Raw genomic sequence first — 19,943 nt, forward strand, 5'->3', positions numbered from 1 at the left:
GCCGCGATCGGGCCGCTAAATATCGAGGAACCTGACGTCCTTGGCGTTCTGCTGGATGAAGTTACGGCGTGATTCCACGTCCTCGCCCATCAACACGGAGAAGGTCTGGTCGGCGGCCAAAGCGTCGTCCATGGTGACCTGCAACAGCGTGCGGCGATCCGGGTCCATGGTGGTGTCCCACAGCTCGGTGTAGTCCATCTCGCCCAAGCCCTTGTAGCGCTGGATGCCGTTGTCCTTGGGAAGGCGCTTGTTCATCGCAGCGCCCTTCCGGATGGTTTCATCGCGTTCACGGTCGCTGTAAACGTAGTCATGGGCCGCATTGGACCACTTGATCCGGTACAGCGGGGGCTGGGCCAGGTACACGTATCCGTTTTCAATGAGCGGGCGCATGTAACGGAACAGCAGCGTCATCAACAGGGTGGTGATGTGCTGACCATCAACGTCGGCATCGGCCATCAGAACGATCTTGTGGTACCGGAGCTTTGCGATATCGAAGTCTTCGCCGATTCCAGTGCCGAAGGCAGTGATCATGGACTGGACTTCGGCGTTGCCCAGGGCCTTGTCCAGGCGCGCACGTTCAACGTTAAGGATCTTGCCTCGCAGCGGCAGGATGGCCTGCGTTTCCGGGTTTCGACCACGCTTGGCCGAGCCGCCGGCCGAGTCACCCTCCACCAGGTAAACCTCGCAGCGCGAGGGATCCTTGGAGGAGCAGTCAGAAAGCTTGCCGGGCATGCCGAATGATTCCAGCGGGCTCTTTCGCCGGGCGTTATCGCGGGCTTTGCGGGCCGCCATGCGTGCCTGGGCGGCCGAGATAGCTTTGCGGATAACGTCGCGGGCAGGACCGGGGTTCCGCTCCAGCCAGTCACCCAACTGGTCAGTAACGACGCGCTGGACGAAGCCCTTGACCTCGGAGTTGCCCAGCTTGGTCTTGGTCTGGCCTTCGAACTGCGGTTCGGAAAGCTTCACCGAAATCACAGCGGTCAGGCCTTCACGGATGTCATCACCAGTGAGGTTGTCTTCCTTCTCCTTGATGATGCTCTTCTCGCGTGCGTAACGGTTGATGAGCGAGGTCATCGCGGCACGGAAACCTTCTTCGTGCGTTCCGCCCTCGTGGGTGTTGATGGTGTTCGCGTAGGTGTGGACGCTTTCCGAGTAGGCGGTGGTCCACTGCATGGCGACCTCGACGGCGATGTGCCGCTCAGTGTCTTCGGTTTCGAAAGCAATGACGTCCTCGTGGACGATCTCCACCTTCTTGCTCGAATTCAGGTGCTTGACGTAGTCCAGCAGGCCGTCAGGGTACTGGTACACCACCGTGCGGTGCTCGGCAGCGACTTCACCTTCAGTCGCGACGGCGTCAAGGTCGAGATCCTCATCGCCCTCGCGTGCAACGGGGCGTTCGTCAGTCAGCGTGATCCGCAGACCCTTGTTGAGGAAAGCCATTTGCTGGAACCGCGCACGGAGCGTTTCGAAGTCGAATTCGGTGGACTCGAAGATCGTTCCGTCCGGGTAGAACGTCTGGGACGTCCCGGTACGCTCAGTTTCCTCACCCTTGACGAGTTCGCCCTGGGGCTTGCCGCCGTCGGCAAATGTCATGCGCCAAACGTGACCCTGGCGGCGGACTTCCGTGTCCACGCGACGGGACAGGGCGTTGACCACGGAGATACCCACACCGTGCAGACCACCGGAAACTGCGTAACCGCCGCCGCCGAACTTACCGCCGGCGTGCAGGATGGTCATGACCACTTCAACCGTGGGCTTGCCTTCGGTGGGGTGGATGTCCACGGGGATGCCGCGGCCGTCATCAACAACACGGACGCCGCCATCGGCACGGAGCGTGACCTCGATGTGGCTGCAATACCCCGCCAACGCCTCATCAACAGAGTTGTCCACCACTTCATAGACCAGGTGGTGCAAACCGCGCGGACCGGTGGATCCGATGTACATGCCGGGGCGTTTGCGCACCGCTTCGAGGCCCTCCAGCACGGTGATGTCGCTGGCACCGTACTCCCTTTGCGTCTCCGCGGGCGTATCAGGCGTAGGAACAGTCTCCTCTACGGGCTCTACTGCCAAGGTCTCTGCATTGTCGTTAGCCACAGGCGCTTTCGACTCCTCTGTACTCGATGTCGGCCGTTCCCGAAGTTGTCCACGGCGAACCGAGGCCGTCAACGGGCACGTGACTGATTGCGCCGATTACTACGACGAAGGGGGTTCCGAGGGCACAAGAGTGTATTCAGGACCCCAACGACGTTTCACCGGCGCTCAGTGATCTACGCCAATTCTATCGTGGATAGGCGCGAATCCTTGCAAATACAGGGGCAGCCGAGAGCTGAATATGCCCATGGGAGGCCGCTGGCCCTATCTGCAATGGCCCTGCGGTGGTCCCGATGGGGGCCTATACGACTCAGGGGCGTTGAAACGCCCTGCACGCCGTTTAGCCGTATGTGTCCCGGGGTCCACGACCGTTGACGCTGCGGCCGCCCTTTCGCCAAGTTGGAGCCGAAGGCCCCAGCACCTGGATGCTGGTGACAACGCCCTCGCCCAGTTCGTTGCGGAACATCTCCAACAGGCTGCTGCTGAGCAGCCTCAATTGGGTGGCCCAGGCGGTTGAGTCGCAACGGACATGGAGTGTGGTGTCGGTGAAACTCTCCGGTGTGCAGTGGGCGGATATGTCCGGGCCAACCAGGGTTTCCCATTCGGCCATGACCGATCCGACCGCTACAGGCGAGGTCCAACCACGTTCGGCCACCAAACGACCAACAACTTTGCCGAGACCAAGAGGGTCCCGGCCGCTGCCATGAAACTGCGTGAAGCCCCTGGTATCGCGCAAGCCCTTGCGTTTCGGGGCCGATCCGGGACGAGGGGCGCGTTGACGCACTTCGCCACGGGCAGCAGCAGCCTCGCGCATGCGGTTCAGGGCGGCCTGGGCAGCATCGATTTCGTCCGGGTCGCGGCCCGGTTGAAGTCCGTCGCGGCTATCCTTCGCCATCGATGCCTCCCGGAACAACGGTTACGCGCCGTCCGGCCAGCTCCTCGGGGATATCGGCATCGACGGCGGCAGTCACCAGCACTTGTTCGGCACCGGCCACTATTGCAGCCAGTTTACGCCGACGTTGGACATCGAGTTCAGCGAAAACATCGTCCAGGATGAGAATCGGAGCCGTGCCGCCGGTGCGGGCATCATCCAGCATGACGTAGTAGGAAGCCAGTCGCAGCGACAGGCACATGGACCACGTTTCGCCGTGTGAGGCATAGCCCTTCGCGGGGGCCTGACCCAAGACGAGTTCGAGTTCATCCCTGTGTGGGCCTACCAGCGATATGCCACGTTCCAGTTCCTTCTTCCGGGACGCTGCGAATGCGTGGACATAGCGTTCGGTCAGATCGTCGACGGACAGCAGGCCAAGGTCCTCAACCGACGCCGAAGGTTCCGTTCCGTGGTCGGCCGGCCCGCCGTCGTCGTCCAGGATGTCCTGGATAGTTGAGCGGTAGACCGCGCCGGCGTCCTTGGAACCGTCGGTGAGTTGTGCGTAGGCGCTGTAAAGGTGGGGGCGCAGGCGCTCCACCAGCTCCAAGCGTGCGTGCAGGAGTTCGGCGCCGGCGCGGGCCATGTGTTGGTCCCACACGTCCAAGGTAGCCTCGTGGCCGGACGTGAACTTGCCGGTGCGTGCCGATTTCAGGAGTGCGTTGCGCTGTTTAAGGACGCGATCGTAATCGCTGCGGGTGGCCGCGTGCCGTGGAACGAGGCTGACCAGCAACTCGTCGAGGAAACGCCGGCGGTTGGAAGGATCACCTTTGACCAACGCTAAATCCTCGGGCGCGAACAGCACGGTTTGGCAGATGCCCAGGATGTCCCTGGCCCGGACCGGATTGCCGCGGTTGATCCGCCCGCGGTTAGCCCGCCCGGCGTTGATCTCGAGTTCGATCACTGTGGACTGTTCGCCGCGCACCAGCTTGGCCCGAACCATGGCGCGTTCAGCACCGAACCGGAGCAGCGGCGCGTCCGTGCTCACGCGATGGGAACTGAGCGTGGCCAAGTACCCAATGGCTTCCATGAGGTTGGTCTTGCCGATTCCGTTGGAACCCACCAGGACCGTCACGCCGGGGCCCAGCTTCAGGTCCACCTGGGCGTAGCTGCGGAAATCCGTCAGCGAAAGATGTTCGAGGTACACGTCTTTGCTGGACTCCTGCGGCCTAGTTGGCCGGACGTGTGGCGTGTCCGCCGAACTGGTGGCGCAGGGCGGAGACCATCTTCATAGCCGGCGAGTTGTCTTCGCGCGAGGAGAAGCGGGCGAAGAGCGCGGCGGTGATGGCCGGGGCAGGCACCGCGTTGGCGATGGCTTCTTCCACGGTCCAACGGCCTTCGCCTGAGTCCTCCACGTAGTCGTCGATGGAGGCCAGCCCTGGGTCCTCGTCCAGTGCCTTGACCATAAGATCCAGCAGCCAGGAGCGGACAACGGTTCCCTTTTGCCACGCGCGGAACGTTCCCGGAAGGTCCTTGACGATGTCCTTCGCTGCAAGCAGTTCGTAGCCTTCGGCGTACGCCTGCATGAGCCCATACTCGATTCCGTTATGGACCATCTTGGCGTAGTGACCGGCGCCAACGCCGCCGACGTGCACAAAGCTGTCCGCCCGTTCGCCTTCAGGACGCAGGGCGTCGAAGACCGGCATTGCCAGCTCAATGTCTTCATCGGCACCGCCAGCCATAAGTCCGTAACCGTTCTCCAGGCCCCAGACACCACCGGACACACCGCAGTCTGCGAAGCGGATGCTCTTTTCAGCGAGTGCAGCAGCGTGCTTCTGGTCTTCGGTGAAACGTGAGTTGCCGCCGTCGATCACAAGGTCGCCCGGGCTCAGTTTCTCGCCAAGTTCCGTAACCACGGCATCTGTGATGGCGCCGGAAGGAACCATCACCCACACCAGTCGCGGAGTGGGCAGTGCAGCGATGAGTTCGTCCACGGAAGCAACATCGGTGACCTCTGGGTTCCGGTCAAAACCTGTGACTTCGATGCCACCGTTCCGCATGCGCTCCCGCATGTTGAAACCCATTTTTCCAAGGCCGATCAGTCCGATGTGCACAGTGAACTCTTTTCTGCGAATGCGGGTGGACGTGGTGCGGTACCGACTAATTAGGGAGACGGACCGGCATCACAAGGTAGCGGTAGTCGTCCTGGTCTTCGCCATCTGCTTCAGCCTGGGCCGTGATCATGGCCGGCTTTGGGGCGGTGGTGAAGGAGAAGCGAACGAACTTGGTTTCGATGACGCTCAAGCCCTCAACGAGGTAGTGCGGGTTGAAGGCCACGGTGATGTCCTCACCGGATAGCTGGGCCTCGAGCTCTTCGGAGGCCTGCGCGTCTTCGCCTGTGCCGGCGTCAAGGTTCAGGAGTCCCTGGGTGAACGCGAGACGGACCGGAGTGTTGCGCTCTGCAACCAGCGAGACACGACGAACAGCTTCGACGAGCTCCTGGGTCTGGACTGTTGCGTGGATGGGCGTGGAATCGGGGAAGAGAGACCGGATCTTGGGGTAGTCGCCGTCTACCAGGAGCGACGTAGTGGTGCGTCCGCCGCTTTCAAAGCCGATGAGCCGGCTGTCGTCGTCAGCCAGGGCGAGGTTGATGTCGCCGCTGCCACCGAGGGTCTTGGCCACCTCGTTCAGGGTCTTGGATTTGACCAGCGCGCTGGTGGAAATTCCAGGAGTGACCGGCTTCCACGGGACTTCACGCATGGCAAGGCGGTATCTGTCCGTGGCGAGGAGGGTGATTAGGTCGTCCTCGATCTCCATGCGGACGCCGGTGAGAATCGGCAGGGTGTCGTCCTTGCTGGCAGCGATGATCACCTGTGAAACAGCCTGGGCGAAGGCGTCACCGGGCAACGTTCCGCTGATTGCCGGCAGGGCCGGCAGGGCCGGGTACTCGGACTCGGGCATGGTGGCGAGGTGGAAGCTGCTTCGACGGCAGGTAAGCGTGACTTTACTGCCGTCGGTCTCAACTTCTACGGGCGCTGAAGGAAGGCTGCGGCAGATATCTGCCAACAGGCGTCCCGAGACGAGGATGGTGCCTTCCACAGCGATGTCCGCCGGGATTTCCAAGCGTGCTGAGGTCTCGTAGTCAAAGCTGGAGAGGCTTACGGTTCCTGCCTCAGCTTTGAGGAGGAGGCCGGAAAGCACAGGTACGGGCGGCCGCGGAGACAACGACCGCGCGGTCCACGTAACGGCTTCTGCCAGGACGTCGCGGTCGACTCTGAACTTCACGGAAGGGTGCCGCCTTTCATTGCTGCTGCCATGTCATCGCTGCGGATTCCTGCTTGGAAGCCGCCAAATCTGCGCGGTCCGACACGTGAACCTGCATGGTCCGCACTCAGCGAACTACAAACAGACCCAAGGATGGGAGCGCTGCTGACAGCTTAGCCGGAAGATCCGCGATTAACCCATCCCCGCACGCTCGGACCCCCCGTATGTGGACAGCCGCAGGCTGGCCTTGGCCTGGCCGCTGGCCGGGCTCGAAGTGTGGCAGAACGAGATTGTTATTTGAGGGATTTCAATTTTTTGGGATTCGTAGTGTTAATAACTGCTGTGGAAACTGTGGATAACCCCATCTCGCCCCGCAGTTCCGCGGTTAAGCCCTGTTCACGGACTGTGCGTTAACTGGGTTTTAAACAGGGTGTGGATGGGGACAACTCCCAGGGCCATTTTTAACGATCCACAGACGGCTTAAGGGTTTTAAGCCCATTAAGGACGCTTGTCCCCTTAAGTATCCACAGGCTTATCCACATGCACCTGTTAATAAGGTATGTAGTGGCGGACGCGATGTGGTTTCAGGAGTCGCGTTGCTGCTGTTTGATGCGGTTGGTCAGCTCGGTGACCTGGTTGTAAATCACACGACGCTCCGCCATCAGCTCGCGGATCTTGCGATCCGCGTGGATGACCGTGGTGTGATCGCGGCCGCCGAGTTCCTGACCGATCTTTGGCAGCGACATGTCCGTCAGCTCGCGGCACAGGTACATGGCGATCTGGCGGGCTGTCACCAGGGTGCGCGTACGGGACTTGCTGCAGAGCTCTTCCATGCTGAGTTTGAAATAGTCAGCAGTCTGGTCGAGGATCTGCTTCGCCGTGATCTCCTGGGCGCCGTCATCCGTGATCAGGTCCTTGAGGACCATCTCGGCAAGGGCAACATCCACCGGCTGGCGGTTGAGGCTGGCAAATGCCGTGACGCGGATCAGGGCACCTTCGAGTTCGCGGATGTTGCTGGAGATCTTTGAGGCGATGTACTCAAGTGCGTCGTCCGGTGCGGAGAGGCCTTCGCTGAGGCCCTTCTTGCGGAGGATTGCGATTCGGGTCTCGAGTTCCGGAGGCTGGATGTCCGTCAGCAGGCCCCATTCGAAGCGGGACGTCATGCGGTCCTCGAAGCCGGCGAGCATCTTGGGTGGCTGGTCTGAGGTGATGACCACCTGCTTGTTGGCATTGTGGAGGGCATTGAACGTGTGGAAGAACTCTTCCTGCGTCCGGTCCTTGCCCGCCAGGAACTGGATGTCGTCAATGAGGAGGACATCCACGTTGCGGTACGTGGTCTTGAAGCTGGTGCCTTCGTCGTCACGAATGGAGTTGATGAAGTCGTTGGTGAATTCTTCGGAGTTCACGTAACGGACTCGGATGCCGCTGTAGAGCCGCCGGGCATAGTGGCCGATTGCGTGCAACAGGTGGGTCTTGCCCAGTCCCGAGTCGCCGTAAATGAAGAGCGGGTTGTACGCCTTGGCGGGGGCTTCAGCGACCGCGACGGCGGCGGCGTGCGCAAAGCGGTTGGATGAACCGATCACGAAGGTGTCGAAGATGTACTTCGGGTTCAGTCGACCGAACTCATGCGATGTGCTCGGCGGAGTAGGTTGCGGCTTCGGCTCGGCGAAGTCCGGGACTGCGGAAAGCTCGACGGCGGGTTCCGGCTCTGCGTGGACAGGCACCAGATCGGTATCGACGTCTATAGCGCAGCGGATGTCGTCGGAGAACACGTTGCGGAGAGCATCGTCCAGGGCATCCTTGACCTGGGTCTGCAGCACCTCGCGGGTGAGTTCGTTGGGAACGGCCACCAGAAGGGTGGAACCGATGAGGCCCTGCGCCTGGGCGAGGATGACGAAACCGCGCTGACGGGGTGTGACCCGGTCGTCCTGTTCCATGAGGCTCAGCACCCTGCGCCAGGAACTTCCGACAGTGTTGGCGTGGTTGGCTTCGTCTACTGTCATCAATCAGTTCCTAAATACTTGCTTGCCGGCGTTGCTGGCAGCCGAAGTGTCTCCGGCGTCGCTGTTCCGGGCGTTAATCCACAGAGTTATACACAGCGGGTGGACAATGGGCTACTGAGCCACTCTAGGGGATGGAATCGCCAGAAGATAGCTGGGAACTTGCCTGTGGATAATTACACGGTTGTGGTTCTCTAAAGCGGCCTGTGAGCTACTTCATCCACAGGCTGGCAACGGTGGTTGGACACAGCTGTGGATAGGCCTCCGGCAGTCTCCCGGTTTGACTGAGGGTGCCTTTTTGCCCTAACGTTGTGAAGTCCTTTGTGTCCGCTTTTGAGATCAGTTGTAAGTCCGTACGTTCAGCGTGCGGGAGGCAACGGCGGCAGGCACATACAAAACTTAGCGTCGGCCAGTTCTTCCCCTTTTTTGATCGGGTGGGCGCACCTTTGATCCACTGGAGTAACTAACGTGAGCAAGCGGACTTTTCAGCCGAATAACCGCCGTCGGGCCAAGAAGCACGGCTTCCGCCTTCGTATGCGCACCCGTGCCGGCCGCGCCATCCTGGCTGCCCGTCGCGGCAAGGGCCGCGTCGAACTGTCGGCGTAAATAACTGACTTGTCGGTCAGGGTCTTTTTGCGGGTTCGACGGTGCTAGCCACCCCTAACCGTCTGCGGACGTCTACCGACTTTTCAACAACTGTACGTTCCGGCGTCCGCAATGGACGCCGGAACTTAGTGTTATATACGGCCCCTATCGGGGCCGAGGAGCCGAGTCGAATCGGCTTCATTGTCTCCAAAGCCGTCGGGAACGCCGTGACCAGGAACCTCGTTAAGAGGAGACTGAGACAAGTAGGCGCACTTTCTTTGCATACGCATGGAACGGGCCTGGCGGTCGTGGTCCGGGCACTGCCCGCAGCTGCACATGCCAGCTGGGAGCAGCTGCTTTCGGACTACAACGCCGCATTGGCAGTGACGACGAAGCGATTGGGTGGCTCAGCTCCACGCAACGCTTCGCCGGACCACAACGGCACCACAACGGAAGGGACACCGCGTGCATGACATAAGCACCGCCGTCGTTCCTTCTTCAAGCGACCCCTCCGGCAAGGTTCCTGAAAGGACCATGCCGGCGGTGGTTGGCACGTTTCTCTGGAACCTGCCCCGCAACATCCTCATTCTTTTGCTGAAGACGTACCGTAAGGTCGTTTCGCCCCTGTACGGCCAGGTCTGCCGTTTCTTTCCCTCCTGCTCGGCCTATGCCTTGGAAGCAGTGACGGTGCATGGTGCCGTGAAGGGTACCTGGCTCGCAGCCAAAAGGCTCGCCAAATGCCACCCTTGGAACGCCGGCGGAGTGGACCATGTCCCCGCTGGCCACCGTCACTGGCCCGAAGGCCGGACGCCCACAATTGTTGTACTGAACAACCCGGACCAGTTCCTGGCTGCTCAGGCTGATGAAGAAGGCCGCTCGGCGGCCTAACGAATAGGGATATCGTATGGACTTCTTTGAAACAATCATGTTTCCGTTCAAGTGGCTGGTGTCAATCATCATGGTTGGCTTCCACGAGGGACTGAGCTTCATTGGCCTGCCCGCCGCGAACGGCTGGACGTGGACTCTGTCCATCATCGGCCTCGTGTTGGTGATCCGTGCCGCCCTGATTCCTGTCTTCGTCAAGCAGATCAAAGCGCAGCGCGGCATGCAGCTGCTACAGCCGGACCTGAAGAAGCTTCAGACCAAGTACAAGGGCAAGACCGATCAGCTCTCCCGCCAGGCCATGGCGCAGGAGCAGATGGCGCTGTACAAGAAGCACGGAACCAACCCGTTCTCGGCATGTTTGCCGATGCTGATCCAGATGCCGTTCTTCTTCGCACTGTTCCAGGTGCTGTCGGGTATTTCGACGAACGCCAAGGCGGGCCAGGGCGTGGGCGCCATGAGCCACGAACAGGTTGTCCAGTTCGATTCGTCCAGCATCTTCGGCGCGCCACTGTCCGCTTCACTGCTGCATGGCGATCCGAGTGGTGGAAACAGCGCTGTTGCTGTCTGGGTTCTCAGCATCGTGATGATCATCGCCATGACGGCCTCGCAGTTCATCACCCAAAAGCAGATCATGGCCAAGAACATGTCCGAAGAGGCCATGGCCAGCCCGTTCATGCGCCAGCAGAAGATGATGCTCTACATCCTGCCGCTCGTGTTCGGCATTGGTGGCATCAACTTCCCGATCGGTGTCCTCATCTACTGGACCACCACCAACCTCTGGACCATGGGCCAGCAGTTCTTCGTCATCCGCCGTATGCCCACCCCGGGTTCCCCTGCCGCCAAGGCACTGGAGGAGCGCCGCGCCGCCAAGGGCCTGCCCCCGCTGCTGGGTGGTAAAAAGACCGCGGACGCCGCCGCCGAAGCCGAAGCTGCTGCCGCTGCAGCCGCCGAGATCCGGGCCCAGCGCGTCCAGCCACAACGTAAGAACAGGAAGAAGAAGTAATGTCTGCCGAGAGCACCGAAGAAGTTATCGCCGCTGTGACTGAAGAGCAGGAAGAGCCCCAGGAGACGCAGTCCAAGACGGCCAGCCGCTTGGAAGAGGAGGGCGACATCGCCGCCGACTACCTCGAAGAACTTCTTGATATCGCCGATATCGACGGCGACATCGATATTGAGGTCCGCAACGGACGCACGTACATCTCCATCGGTGCTGATGAAGAGTCCGCGGCCCTGGACAGCCTCGTCGGACGCGACGGCGAGGTCCTGGAGGCACTGCAGGAACTGGCCCGTCTTTCGGTCCTGTCCGCCACGGAAAGCCGCTCACGCCTCGTTCTGGACATCAACGGTTACCGCAAGGAGCGCGCCGGCGTTCTTCAGCAGATCGCCGAAGACGCTGTGGCCAAGGTCAAGGAATCCGGCGGAACCGTTGCCCTTGAACCGATGAGCGCTTATGAGCGCAAGATTGTCCATGACGCCGTAGCTGACCTTGGATTCGTTTCCGAGTCCGAAGGCGAAGGCGCCGGCCGCCACATCGTCGTCTCGGCTGACTAGCAGCTCATGGTTGAAATCACCGCAGCTGAACTGGAAGCGGCCGAAAAGATTTTTGGGGAGCGCTTGGATCTGGCCAAGCGCTACGTTGAACACCTGGCTACGTCGGGTACTGAACGTGGACTGATTGGCCCCCGCGAGATCCCTCGGTTGTGGAGCAGGCATGTCCTGAACTGTGCCGTCATCGAGTCTGCGATTGCCATGGACAGCCACGTCGCCGACGTCGGATCCGGCGCAGGCCTGCCGGGTCTTTGCCTTGCCATTGCCCGTCCGGATCTCGAGCTGACGTTGATAGAGCCGCTGGAACGTCGTGTTATCTGGCTTCAGGAAGTCGTTGACGACCTCGGCTTGGACAACGTGACCATTATGCGTACGCGCGCTGAGCTTGCAGTGGGGATGGTGGACGCGGACGTTGTGACGGCTCGCGCCGTTTCTGCTCTGACTAATCTCGCCGGCCTGACCATTCCTTTGTTGAACGGCCATGGTGAAGTGGTTGCGATCAAGGGACGCAGTGCTGCCGAAGAGATCGAGAAGGCCACAAAGGTCATCCGCAAACTTGGCGGCGTGGCGACATCCGTTGTTGTTTGCGGACAGGAGCTTTTGGAGGAACCCACCACCGTGGTGAGGATCATCGTCAACAAGCCCGGAAAGACGGCCTAGGTCCCGCTCGGTTTCCCGCGTGTCGGCGGCTGAGCGGTTAGGCTAGAGAACGGCAGCAAGCGCCGAAATGAGAGTGAGAGTGTGACCAGTGGGTAGTAGTGAAACCTCCACGCAGCGGATTCCCCCGTTTATGTCTTTGGGGTCCGCGCGGGCCATGGCTACACCCTCTGCATCTCTCCAGTCCGCGATTGTGCGTACTGATTCGGTTGAAAGCGTTGCCGTTTCACGTGAAACTGTTTCAGATGGAGCGCATAACGTTATGGATTCCATCGATGATTCAAGCCCTATCGCTCGGCAGTTGGCCAACGAGACGCGTCGTCGAGAGCGGTTGATTGGCCGCGAACTGCCTAAGCCGGACCGGACCCGAATCTTCACTGTGTCCAATCAAAAGGGCGGGGTAGGCAAAACTACTACCACCGTGAATATCGCGGCCGCTCTGGCATCTGCCGGCCTCAACGTGCTGGTGATCGACATTGATCCCCAGGGCAACGCCTCCACTGCTTTGGGTATTGAGCACCACGCCGACGTGGACAGCATCTACGACGTCTTGATCAACGATCTTCCGTTGAAGGACGTCGTGGCACCGTGCCCAGACATCCCCAATTTGATCTGCGCGCCCGCAACCATTCACTTGGCCGGCGCCGAGATTGAGCTTGTGTCGCTGGTAGCCCGCGAACAACGGCTTCGCCGCGCTATCGACGTCTACGCCAAGGAACGCGAGAAGAACGGTGAGGGACGGCTTGACTTCATCTTCATAGACTGCCCGCCAAGCCTTGGCCTTCTGACCGTCAATGCCTTCTGCGCTGCCAGCGAAGTACTCATCCCCATCCAGTGCGAGTACTATGCCTTGGAAGGCTTGAGCCAGCTTCTCAAGAACATTGAGATGATCCAGAAGCACCTGAATGCAGACTTGGTAGTCTCCACCATCCTCCTGACCATGTATGACGGCCGGACAAACCTGGCAGCGCAGGTGGCGTCCGAGGTCCGCCAGCACTTCCCGGACCAGGTCCTGGGTGCTGTGGTTCCCCGTTCCGTGCGCATCTCTGAAGCTCCGAGCTACCAGCAAACGGTCATGACGTACGATCCTTCATCGAGCGGCGCGTTGTCCTACATGGAAGCCGCTGCCGAAATCGCTGAACGCTAGAATTCTTGAAACACTGCAACAGCCAGGGCCGATCCGTGCTCGGCTATTCCATCGGAGGGATGAATCAATGAGCGAAAAGCGAAGGGGCCTCGGCAGGGGTCTTGGGGCTCTCATTCCTAGCTCGGCCGCGGCCCAGGGCAACGGTGCTGCGCCGTCGCGTCCCGTCGATCTGTTTTTCCCAGAGGCACGGAAGACGGCGGAGCCCACGGTAGATGCACCTCGGGATGAGCCGAGTGCTGATTCCACGGCACCCGCGGCTAAGCCCTCCACCAAGTCTGCTAACGCTGATGCTCCAAAGAAGCCGGCCGCCAAGTCTGCTGCCGCCAAGGCGCCAGCTACGGTTAAGTCACCCACGAAGGCTCCGGCGTCTAAGCCGGCTGCCAAGCGCACTGCTCCGGACGTTGCTGATACTACGGAACGGTCGACGGCGGCTGCCGCGCCCGTTGCTCCCGACGTCGAGTTGGTGGAGGTACCTGGTGCCCGGTTCGCCGAGATTCCAGTCGGCGATATCCACCCGAACCGCAAACAGCCGCGTTCCGTCTTCGATGAAGACGACATGGCCGAGCTGGTGCACTCCGTCAAGGAAATAGGCGTCCTCCAGCCAATTGTTGTACGGACTTCAACCGAAAAGGGTGGAGAACCGTACGAGCTGGTCATGGGTGAGCGTCGTTGGCGCGCTGTGCAGGCGGCTGGGCTCGAAACCATCCCCGCCATTGTTCGTGACACCACCGACGACGACCTTCTCCGGGATGCCCTCCTGGAGAACCTGCACCGCAGTCAGCTGAACCCCTTGGAAGAAGCGGCGGCCTACCAGCAGCTTTTGGAAGACTTTGGTACCACCCACGAGCAGTTGGCAGACCGCATCGGTCGCTCACGCCCGCAGGTTTCCAATACACTTCGCTTGCTGAAGCTTCCCCCGCTGGTTCAACGCCGTGTAGCTGCGAGCGTTCTCTCTGCTGGCCATGCACGTGCCCTGCTCGCACTCCCGGATGCCGCTGCAATGGAACGCCTTGCCCAGAGGATCGTGGCAGAGGGTATGTCTGTGCGGGCCACAGAGGAAGCCGTTGCGCTTTACCAGGACCCTGCAACTCCTGCGAAGAGCAGCATTCCCAAGCCGAATGCCCGCCATGAGCGTCTTGACTACCTCGCGTCGTCGCTTTCCGATCGGCTGGATACGAACGTGAAGATCACCCTTGGCGCCCGAAAGGGACGCGTGAGTATCGAGTTTGCAAGTGTTGAGGATCTCAACCGCATTATGGACGTTTTGGGTCCAGGCGCAGAGGACTAAGTCGACTGTTTCAATGGAATGGGGTTCACATTTGATGTGGGCCCCATTTTTCTTGTCTTGGCGGTTCGGGCGTCGGGCTGTCATACGTAGTTAAGCTGTCGCATCTCTATGGAATGTTTCACGTGAAACGGTATCGCCTACTTGTTCAAAGTGGCTTGTTATCGGGTCGGCTGACCGAAGTCGGCCGCTCTGTTGGGTGCCTTATTGTTTAGTGGTTTGCTGACCGGTGGGTAAGGCCTCCATTGGTAGCAATCGGACCGAAGCCGCACTCTACCGGTTTCGAGTACGCCCCCTATGCCATTAGTGCTAATCAGTTGTTCCAGATACGCGATGCCGACAGCGGAGAGGGTCCTCAAATGTACTCTATGAGTCCATGGTGGGAACGAGTTGTTACCCCGATGCGATGAATAGAGCATTTGGTGCTAGTGGTACCCACATGCAATGCGCCCCGGCTTCGGCGTCCTCTGTTCACCTTGTTGCCAGATGAACTGCACGTCTGGCCTGGGTCGGCGACCAGATGCGCTTTCTCAGCCCTACACGCTGACCCAGTTATTGGATAACGGCACCCGAACCCTTCCCGTGTACTGCTCGCGCCCTCACCGCATCCCTTTGACCCTTCGTTTCACGTGAAACATCACGCTGGTGCTCCCTTTGAATGGCCGGAACCGTGCAAGCTATGACCTGCTAAGCTCCGGTGCGCCTTCCCTTCTATGAGACTCTGATGCACCAGACCAAATCACATAGTCATGGACCATCAGCGCGGCTCGATCACGCCGGTGTGCACACGGCGGTATGACAGCTCCGGTGCAGTCCCCTAGGGAGCCTCCTTAGGGCCTCTCTGGCACAGATATTGCCTCGTAGGTAGATTTCATCACCCAAGAGCGATTTTTCTGACGGTGAGGACTTCCCCTGGACCGTGATTCTCGTCGTAAACTGCTTTGTTGTCTGAAACTTGGGCGAGAGCTATATCTGCATCGCGAGGGTATTCATCGCGTCGAGGACTCAACAGTACTCGCCGCGGCGTGCCCTAACGTGGCGTGGTGTGGCGTGGCGTGGCGTGGCAACCCCTTACGTGTTGGTGTTTCACGTGAAACAAGAAGTCGGATTCACCATCCCAATTCTGGTAGACGGGCAGTCTCGAAATGAGAAGTGAGTCGGAGACATCGATATGAATGGGGCACGCAGGGACATGAGGCAGTGTAATGAGAGGCCAATGCTCGAAAGGACAGCATTCACTAAACAATTTTATGGGCAACAACACGATCCATATTTGGGGGGGGTTCTCGGTGTTAGCAGCATAGACCAATGCTCCAGTAGCCGGCTGTGTAAGGGGTAGGGCGACAGCGCACGGTTTCACGTGAAACATCATCCGATCCTTCAAGCGTAATGAAACCTAAACGGGCCGAGTGCATCTCTTAGGGACCGTGACGGGCAGGCGGGAGAACCGTCCTAATCTTGGTTGTGAATCGGTTGGGCGCCTCACTGCCGATTCGGATTCACCAGGAGACCGTGACCAGGTAAATGGACGAGCGCGACAGCGAATGGGAAGGCGGCTCTGATGTGATTCGTGCACGCGCATCCATGCAGAGCTCTGCTCATTCATCCAAAACCTGGTTACCATCCGATAGTCCACGAAGTACTTGAGTTGTGCCCGCGATCGTGTTCTCGTCAGCATACGGATAACGGGCTTGCTGGTTGCCTCATGCAGGCGGTTGCCGACTAGTCGGGCTTATGGGCCTCGAACTCGCGTGGGCGTGGGCGTGGGTGCGGGCGGAGCGGCCGATTCTATGTTCGGCACTATGCGCTTCGTTCCGCTCTATATATCCCAAGGGATAAACGGAGTCCCGGGTGAGAAGGATCAGCGCACCACGCTCCCCCAACGCACCATTAGCGGCCTGAAGGAAGGCGCATCAATAGTGACCGGTACAACCCACAGGGTTCCAGGTTCTCCAAAGATGCTGCAATATTCGCATTAGCGGCGGCTGCACGAACCACGAGGTCTACTCTAGGCGTTGACGGTTCTGAGCGCCTTTGTGATCTGTCGCCAGTGAAATGGTAGTGGAAGCTATTTGGAGCATGCATACCTCGTGTGGGTGTCCCCTGTGGTCAGCGCAAAGCCTCCTAGGCACGAGCAACGCACCTAGACCTTCACATGGCTACATACGGGGGATGTCGATCGCCTGGGCGGTTCGACACCCGTTTGAGCGGGCTGTGACGAACGCATCCAGTGGGACGCAGGCCTCAGCTGACCACGGGTACTCTGCCGTAGGCCTCTTCCGGACTCACTGTGACCCTGGAATGGTCTGTTCATTGTCTCCAAACCGGGCTGCCTGCCACATATTCCAACCATCCTCGCCAGACCGGAATCTCATGAGCGAGGGGCTGGTATTACGTACGTACAAGATGGCGAATTGGACTCAAAGACTGAAGTTCAGTGGGCGATTGGTCCGATGTTGATATGTCATCTTTGAAGATCGTCGTTGGTGCTAGTTTGTGCTGCTGCTCGTGACAGTGACCGTGACTCAGGCAGCCCGTCGAGACAGATCCTGAACGCCAAATTCGGCAAATCCGAAGGCGACCAAAGGCTGCAGTGTTTCACGTGAAACGGAGCCGCAGTGCGACGCTCTACTAGGCGCCGGGACCAATAGCTTCAAGGACCGGAGACGTGGATAACCCAGTGGATATCCCTGTGGAAAACAGTGGGGATAACTTTGTGGACAAAGAGCTTCCTTGCGGCTTGATGCGGGCGGGGTGATGACTATAGTCGGCACTGATGAATGTGCGTCCCGCTGGCCCGGACCTCCATCCACTTCACGCTGCGCGCCCTACTCATCTTCCAGTCATGATGAAGCGCATAACGCCTGTATTTCATTGATTTATAGGGAACTCAGCAGGCTAAGGGGGGCTGCTGGCTCTCCCACCTATATGTCGAGTACTGAGATGTTGAATCTCTATATAGGATGCTCAATCTCTCCGGCCATCCGCTGAGCTGTGGTCAATCTCATGAGCAGTGGATAAGCCTGTGGATAAAGTTGTGCAAAACTTGTCATGCGAAGCCGGACTCGAGCCATGTCCATATGGTCAGAGGCCAAGAAGATGCCTGGCCCCGCGGAGCTCATGAGTGGTGTTCCGACACGGGTGTGGGATCACACCGCATCCCTGGTACAGCCAATACTGCACCTCGCGACTAGGCATGATCGTTCATCTGCTGTTCTTCCAGGTTCCCGAAACTGCGAGGCGGAGATCCCGATTCGGCGGCGGGCTGACGTCGAACGGGTTGGTAGGTATAGATCCGATGTCTCCGCATCCTATTGTGCAATCCGGGGTATGCCGGACATGCAGTGGACCCGTGACACTGACGGACGGCAAGAGCTCTGATGATCATGGGAAGGTGGAAAGATGCCAGTTCCGGACTCCGATGTGCGTCTGCTGTCATTAGGACGCGGGCACACTGACCAAGGGTGCGGGGCTGAGATACCACTTACGGATGAGTCCCCTCCGTTGAGGAAGCAGGCTGTTAGGGGGTATTGGAGCATTCTGTCTTCACGAGACTGCCACCCACGTTGAGCGTGGGTACTGGCTCATGCTTGGCTGTGGTTTCGACTGACAGCTCCCCCGTGTTCTCAGCTCGTGTAGTGTGGGTGCCGCCGCATTGGCTGATCGGGTTCGCGACCCCAGCCGGTGGTTAGGACGGGGTGCATGCTCTTTGGCGGTTCCGTTTCACGTGAAACACTGCAGTAGCGGTGCTGACCCCCGCGACAGGTCGACTTGGCATCGGAGAGGACGTGGAGACCTCACACGCGAAACAAGGCCAGGAAGGCGTAATCGAGGTTGCGGGCCCGCCATCAAAGACACTATGGCCTAATGGTGTGAAGACTGTCGCTGAGGATTGATACTTGAATTTCCCCTCGTCATTCGGTCGCGGTGGGGGTGCCGTAGACGCCTTCCACTCTTAGTCGGTGCGCCAGCTCCCCCGGCTCAGGTCCGTGTCCGATAAGGGACCTCTCGCATGGAGCTGACGCGTTCACGTTTTGGGCGGCTTTTAGCCCATATAGATCGCTGAGTATTCCGACTAGGCGCGCGACGAGGCAGGCCGGTGATGCCGAGGGATGTAAATGAGACAGTCCTCGGTGCACGACGTTGGGAAGAACCGGGGGCACCTTAGTCTCGGTACCTGTGTTTCACGTGAAACATGAGCCACGGCGGGTTGCTGCAGGTCGGTCAAGCTCTTTGTAGATCAGGACGACCCCAATATTCCGTGCCAAGTTTTTGGATGCTGCTTGCCTGGGACGCCCAGCGTCAGAGCAGGAGAAGCCACAAACCGCCCTTACGCCGCACAAGTCGCTAGAAAATCAGGTCTGATACGAACTCACCCAGATGCAACGACAGATAGCTGTGCTAGAGCAGGGGTCTCCGGTGGGCGACCCGCGAAACGCGGCCAACAGACGATACCCACCTGGGTAGCAGAAATTCCCAACTGCCGCCTTTTGGCCCAGGCGGTCATGAACGGTGGCACGGTGCAGACGCAGGCTGACAGCCTAAAAGAAGCCCTGGCGACTCGTTTAGCCGGTGCAAATAGCTGCTCTTACCCACCAGCACACGGTGTACAGATGGCGTGTGGGGTGCTTCTCAACTAGGCGAGCCGTACGTTTATGCCTGTCGCGGCGCCGCGTTGAGCTGAGACGATGCATCTACGGGTCGTACTGGCCCCGTGGAGCGATGCCTTAAACCTAGACCGCCTGGGCTCGCTGGCCGGTGCCACTGACCGCTAGAACTGCCGTCTGTCGCACTGGTGCGCCTTTGCCTGATGCAGACCGGCGCCCGGGTCGCGAACTGACGCCGAGCCTCGGAGTAGCCGGCATAGGGCCTAGCGTAGTTACCCCGTTGGCCGGAGCGGCTCTACTACATCTTTTCGGCTGACGAAGTGCAAACGTATAGGCCTCCAACCGGGTTTTGTTGCATCGATACCCGTTTAGTTGACCTAAGATGATTCTCCACCGTGGCCTGCTGACTATGTCCTCGGCCTGTACGGCCTCACTTGGGCGGATAGAGCGAGAGGCGTTGTCAGAAGGGTGGACCGGCGGTCAGAAGGGAGCATCGTTGGGCCGACTCATCTTCAGTGTGCCCGCCAGCTAGGTGGAACATGGCGATAGAAGTCGGGTTAGGAAAGCACAATCACGCAAAGTGGGCCCCTATCGGTCCCTCCGATACGCGCGATTGGCGGTCAACGGTAGGATGGGCTGGCCCATCGTTCGCTGGTGAGTTCCCAAGAGTCTGCGCAGGTAACTTCAGATGGACGCATGGTTAGCGGCAGTGGCTGTCGCTAACCATGCGAAGTCAGTTGCCATGCAGGAAGCGTTAGCGGTCTTGAGAAGTCCGCGGGCGTTGCTGCTTCGCAGATCCCTGCACTACTAAAGGTCGTGACGATTCCACCGGATAGGGCTTAGTGCGTCCATTCAAGCGCAGGCAGCCTATGATCATCAAGCGCTTTTGGGCCACAGTGGGGGCCGCATTGAAGTGGTGGACGCTTAGCCAATCATCCGTACTCGTAGAGAGTCCTAGGTGCATGATTCCAGCGATGACCGTCTTAGTGTCGGCGATGGCTTTGTC

Annotated in this window: 14 protein-coding genes; 8 read left to right on the forward strand and 6 right to left on the reverse strand. The window is 59.6% G+C overall.

The genetic code is table 11. The features are described 5' to 3' along the window. Nucleotides 1-15 precede the first annotated feature (15 nt). The 6 genes from gyrB to dnaA all read right to left on the reverse strand — a co-directional run bounded on the left by gyrB (nt 16) and on the right by dnaA (nt 8,226). Entirely contained in the window at nt 16-2,094 is a 2,079-nt protein-coding gene (gene gyrB / locus ACR30Z_RS11840) for a DNA topoisomerase (ATP-hydrolyzing) subunit B (RefSeq protein WP_144648989.1), read from the reverse strand. Between the two features lie 337 nt (nt 2,095-2,431). After that, nucleotides 2,432-2,986, reverse strand: coding sequence for a DUF721 domain-containing protein (locus ACR30Z_RS11845; protein WP_144648987.1), 555 nt, complete (start codon nt 2,984-2,986; stop codon nt 2,432-2,434). Beyond that, a complete protein-coding gene (gene recF / locus ACR30Z_RS11850) occupies nt 2,973-4,166 on the reverse strand; it encodes a DNA replication/repair protein RecF (RefSeq protein WP_434372720.1) in 1,194 nt (397 codons plus the stop codon). Before recF ends, ACR30Z_RS11845 begins: the two co-directional genes overlap by 14 nt. Before the next feature lie 22 nt (nt 4,167-4,188). Continuing rightward, the gene (gene gnd / locus ACR30Z_RS11855; protein ID WP_144648983.1) at nt 4,189-5,073 is read right to left on the reverse strand and encodes a phosphogluconate dehydrogenase (NAD(+)-dependent, decarboxylating); all 885 of its coding nucleotides are present in this window, start codon (nt 5,071-5,073) and stop codon (nt 4,189-4,191) included. A 46-nt stretch (nt 5,074-5,119) separates the two neighbouring features. After that, complete coding sequence (dnaN, locus tag ACR30Z_RS11860) at nt 5,120-6,244, reverse strand: DNA polymerase III subunit beta (RefSeq protein WP_144648982.1); 1,125 nt, start codon at nt 6,242-6,244, stop codon at nt 5,120-5,122. 563 nt (nt 6,245-6,807) lie between these two features. Then, complete coding sequence (gene dnaA, locus ACR30Z_RS11865; protein WP_144648980.1) at nt 6,808-8,226, reverse strand: chromosomal replication initiator protein DnaA; 1,419 nt, start codon at nt 8,224-8,226, stop codon at nt 6,808-6,810. A gap of 465 nt (nt 8,227-8,691) precedes the next feature. On the opposite strand from dnaA, the gene rpmH reads away from it, so the two are divergent. The 8 genes from rpmH to ACR30Z_RS11905 all read left to right on the forward strand — a co-directional run bounded on the left by rpmH (nt 8,692) and on the right by ACR30Z_RS11905 (nt 14,333). After that, entirely contained in the window at nt 8,692-8,829 is a 138-nt protein-coding gene (rpmH, locus tag ACR30Z_RS11870) for a 50S ribosomal protein L34 (protein ID WP_011776797.1), read from the forward strand. Nucleotides 8,830-8,870: 41 nt separating this feature from the next. Then, complete coding sequence (gene rnpA / locus ACR30Z_RS11875) at nt 8,871-9,281, forward strand: ribonuclease P protein component (RefSeq protein WP_434372722.1); 411 nt, start codon at nt 8,871-8,873, stop codon at nt 9,279-9,281. Next, nucleotides 9,211-9,696, forward strand: a complete 486-nt coding sequence (yidD, locus tag ACR30Z_RS11880) for a membrane protein insertion efficiency factor YidD (protein ID WP_144648976.1) — start codon at nt 9,211-9,213, stop codon at nt 9,694-9,696. The genes rnpA and yidD overlap by 71 nt, the downstream gene beginning before the upstream one ends. Before the next feature lie 16 nt (nt 9,697-9,712). Continuing rightward, nucleotides 9,713-10,696, forward strand: coding sequence for a membrane protein insertase YidC (gene yidC, locus ACR30Z_RS11885; RefSeq protein ID WP_144648974.1), 984 nt, complete (start codon nt 9,713-9,715; stop codon nt 10,694-10,696). Continuing rightward, complete coding sequence (locus ACR30Z_RS11890; RefSeq protein WP_434372724.1) at nt 10,696-11,244, forward strand: protein jag; 549 nt, start codon at nt 10,696-10,698, stop codon at nt 11,242-11,244. Before yidC ends, ACR30Z_RS11890 begins: the two co-directional genes overlap by 1 nt. Before the next feature lie 6 nt (nt 11,245-11,250). Further along, nucleotides 11,251-11,901 (forward strand): 16S rRNA (guanine(527)-N(7))-methyltransferase RsmG, encoded by a 651-nt coding sequence (gene rsmG / locus ACR30Z_RS11895; RefSeq protein WP_434372725.1) that lies wholly within the window; start codon nt 11,251-11,253, stop codon nt 11,899-11,901. 88 nt (nt 11,902-11,989) lie between these two features. After that, the gene (locus ACR30Z_RS11900; RefSeq protein ID WP_434372726.1) at nt 11,990-13,045 is read left to right on the forward strand and encodes a ParA family protein; all 1,056 of its coding nucleotides are present in this window, start codon (nt 11,990-11,992) and stop codon (nt 13,043-13,045) included. Between the two features lie 67 nt (nt 13,046-13,112). Beyond that, nucleotides 13,113-14,333, forward strand: a complete 1,221-nt coding sequence (locus ACR30Z_RS11905) for a ParB/RepB/Spo0J family partition protein (RefSeq protein ID WP_434372727.1) — start codon at nt 13,113-13,115, stop codon at nt 14,331-14,333. The last annotated feature ends 5,610 nt before the right edge of the window (nt 14,334-19,943 follow it).

Source organism: Paenarthrobacter sp. FR1, assembly GCF_051106045.1.
GTDB classification, from domain to species: domain Bacteria; phylum Actinomycetota; class Actinomycetes; order Actinomycetales; family Micrococcaceae; genus Arthrobacter; species Arthrobacter nitroguajacolicus_A.

Excerpts from the sequence above, each read along its gene's own strand:
- rsmG (WP_434372725.1), top strand. The coding sequence starts at position 11,251 with ATGGTTGAAATCACCGCAGCTGAACTGGAAGCGGCCGAAAAGATTTTT.
- ACR30Z_RS11845 (WP_144648987.1), bottom strand. The coding sequence starts at position 2,986 with ATGGCGAAGGATAGCCGCGACGGACTTCAACCGGGCCGCGACCCGGAC.
- dnaA (WP_144648980.1), bottom strand. The coding sequence starts at position 8,226 with ATGACAGTAGACGAAGCCAACCACGCCAACACTGTCGGAAGTTCCTGG.
- ACR30Z_RS11890 (WP_434372724.1), top strand. The coding sequence starts at position 10,696 with ATGTCTGCCGAGAGCACCGAAGAAGTTATCGCCGCTGTGACTGAAGAG.
- ACR30Z_RS11905 (WP_434372727.1), top strand. The coding sequence starts at position 13,113 with ATGAGCGAAAAGCGAAGGGGCCTCGGCAGGGGTCTTGGGGCTCTCATT.
- yidC (WP_144648974.1), top strand. The coding sequence starts at position 9,713 with ATGGACTTCTTTGAAACAATCATGTTTCCGTTCAAGTGGCTGGTGTCA.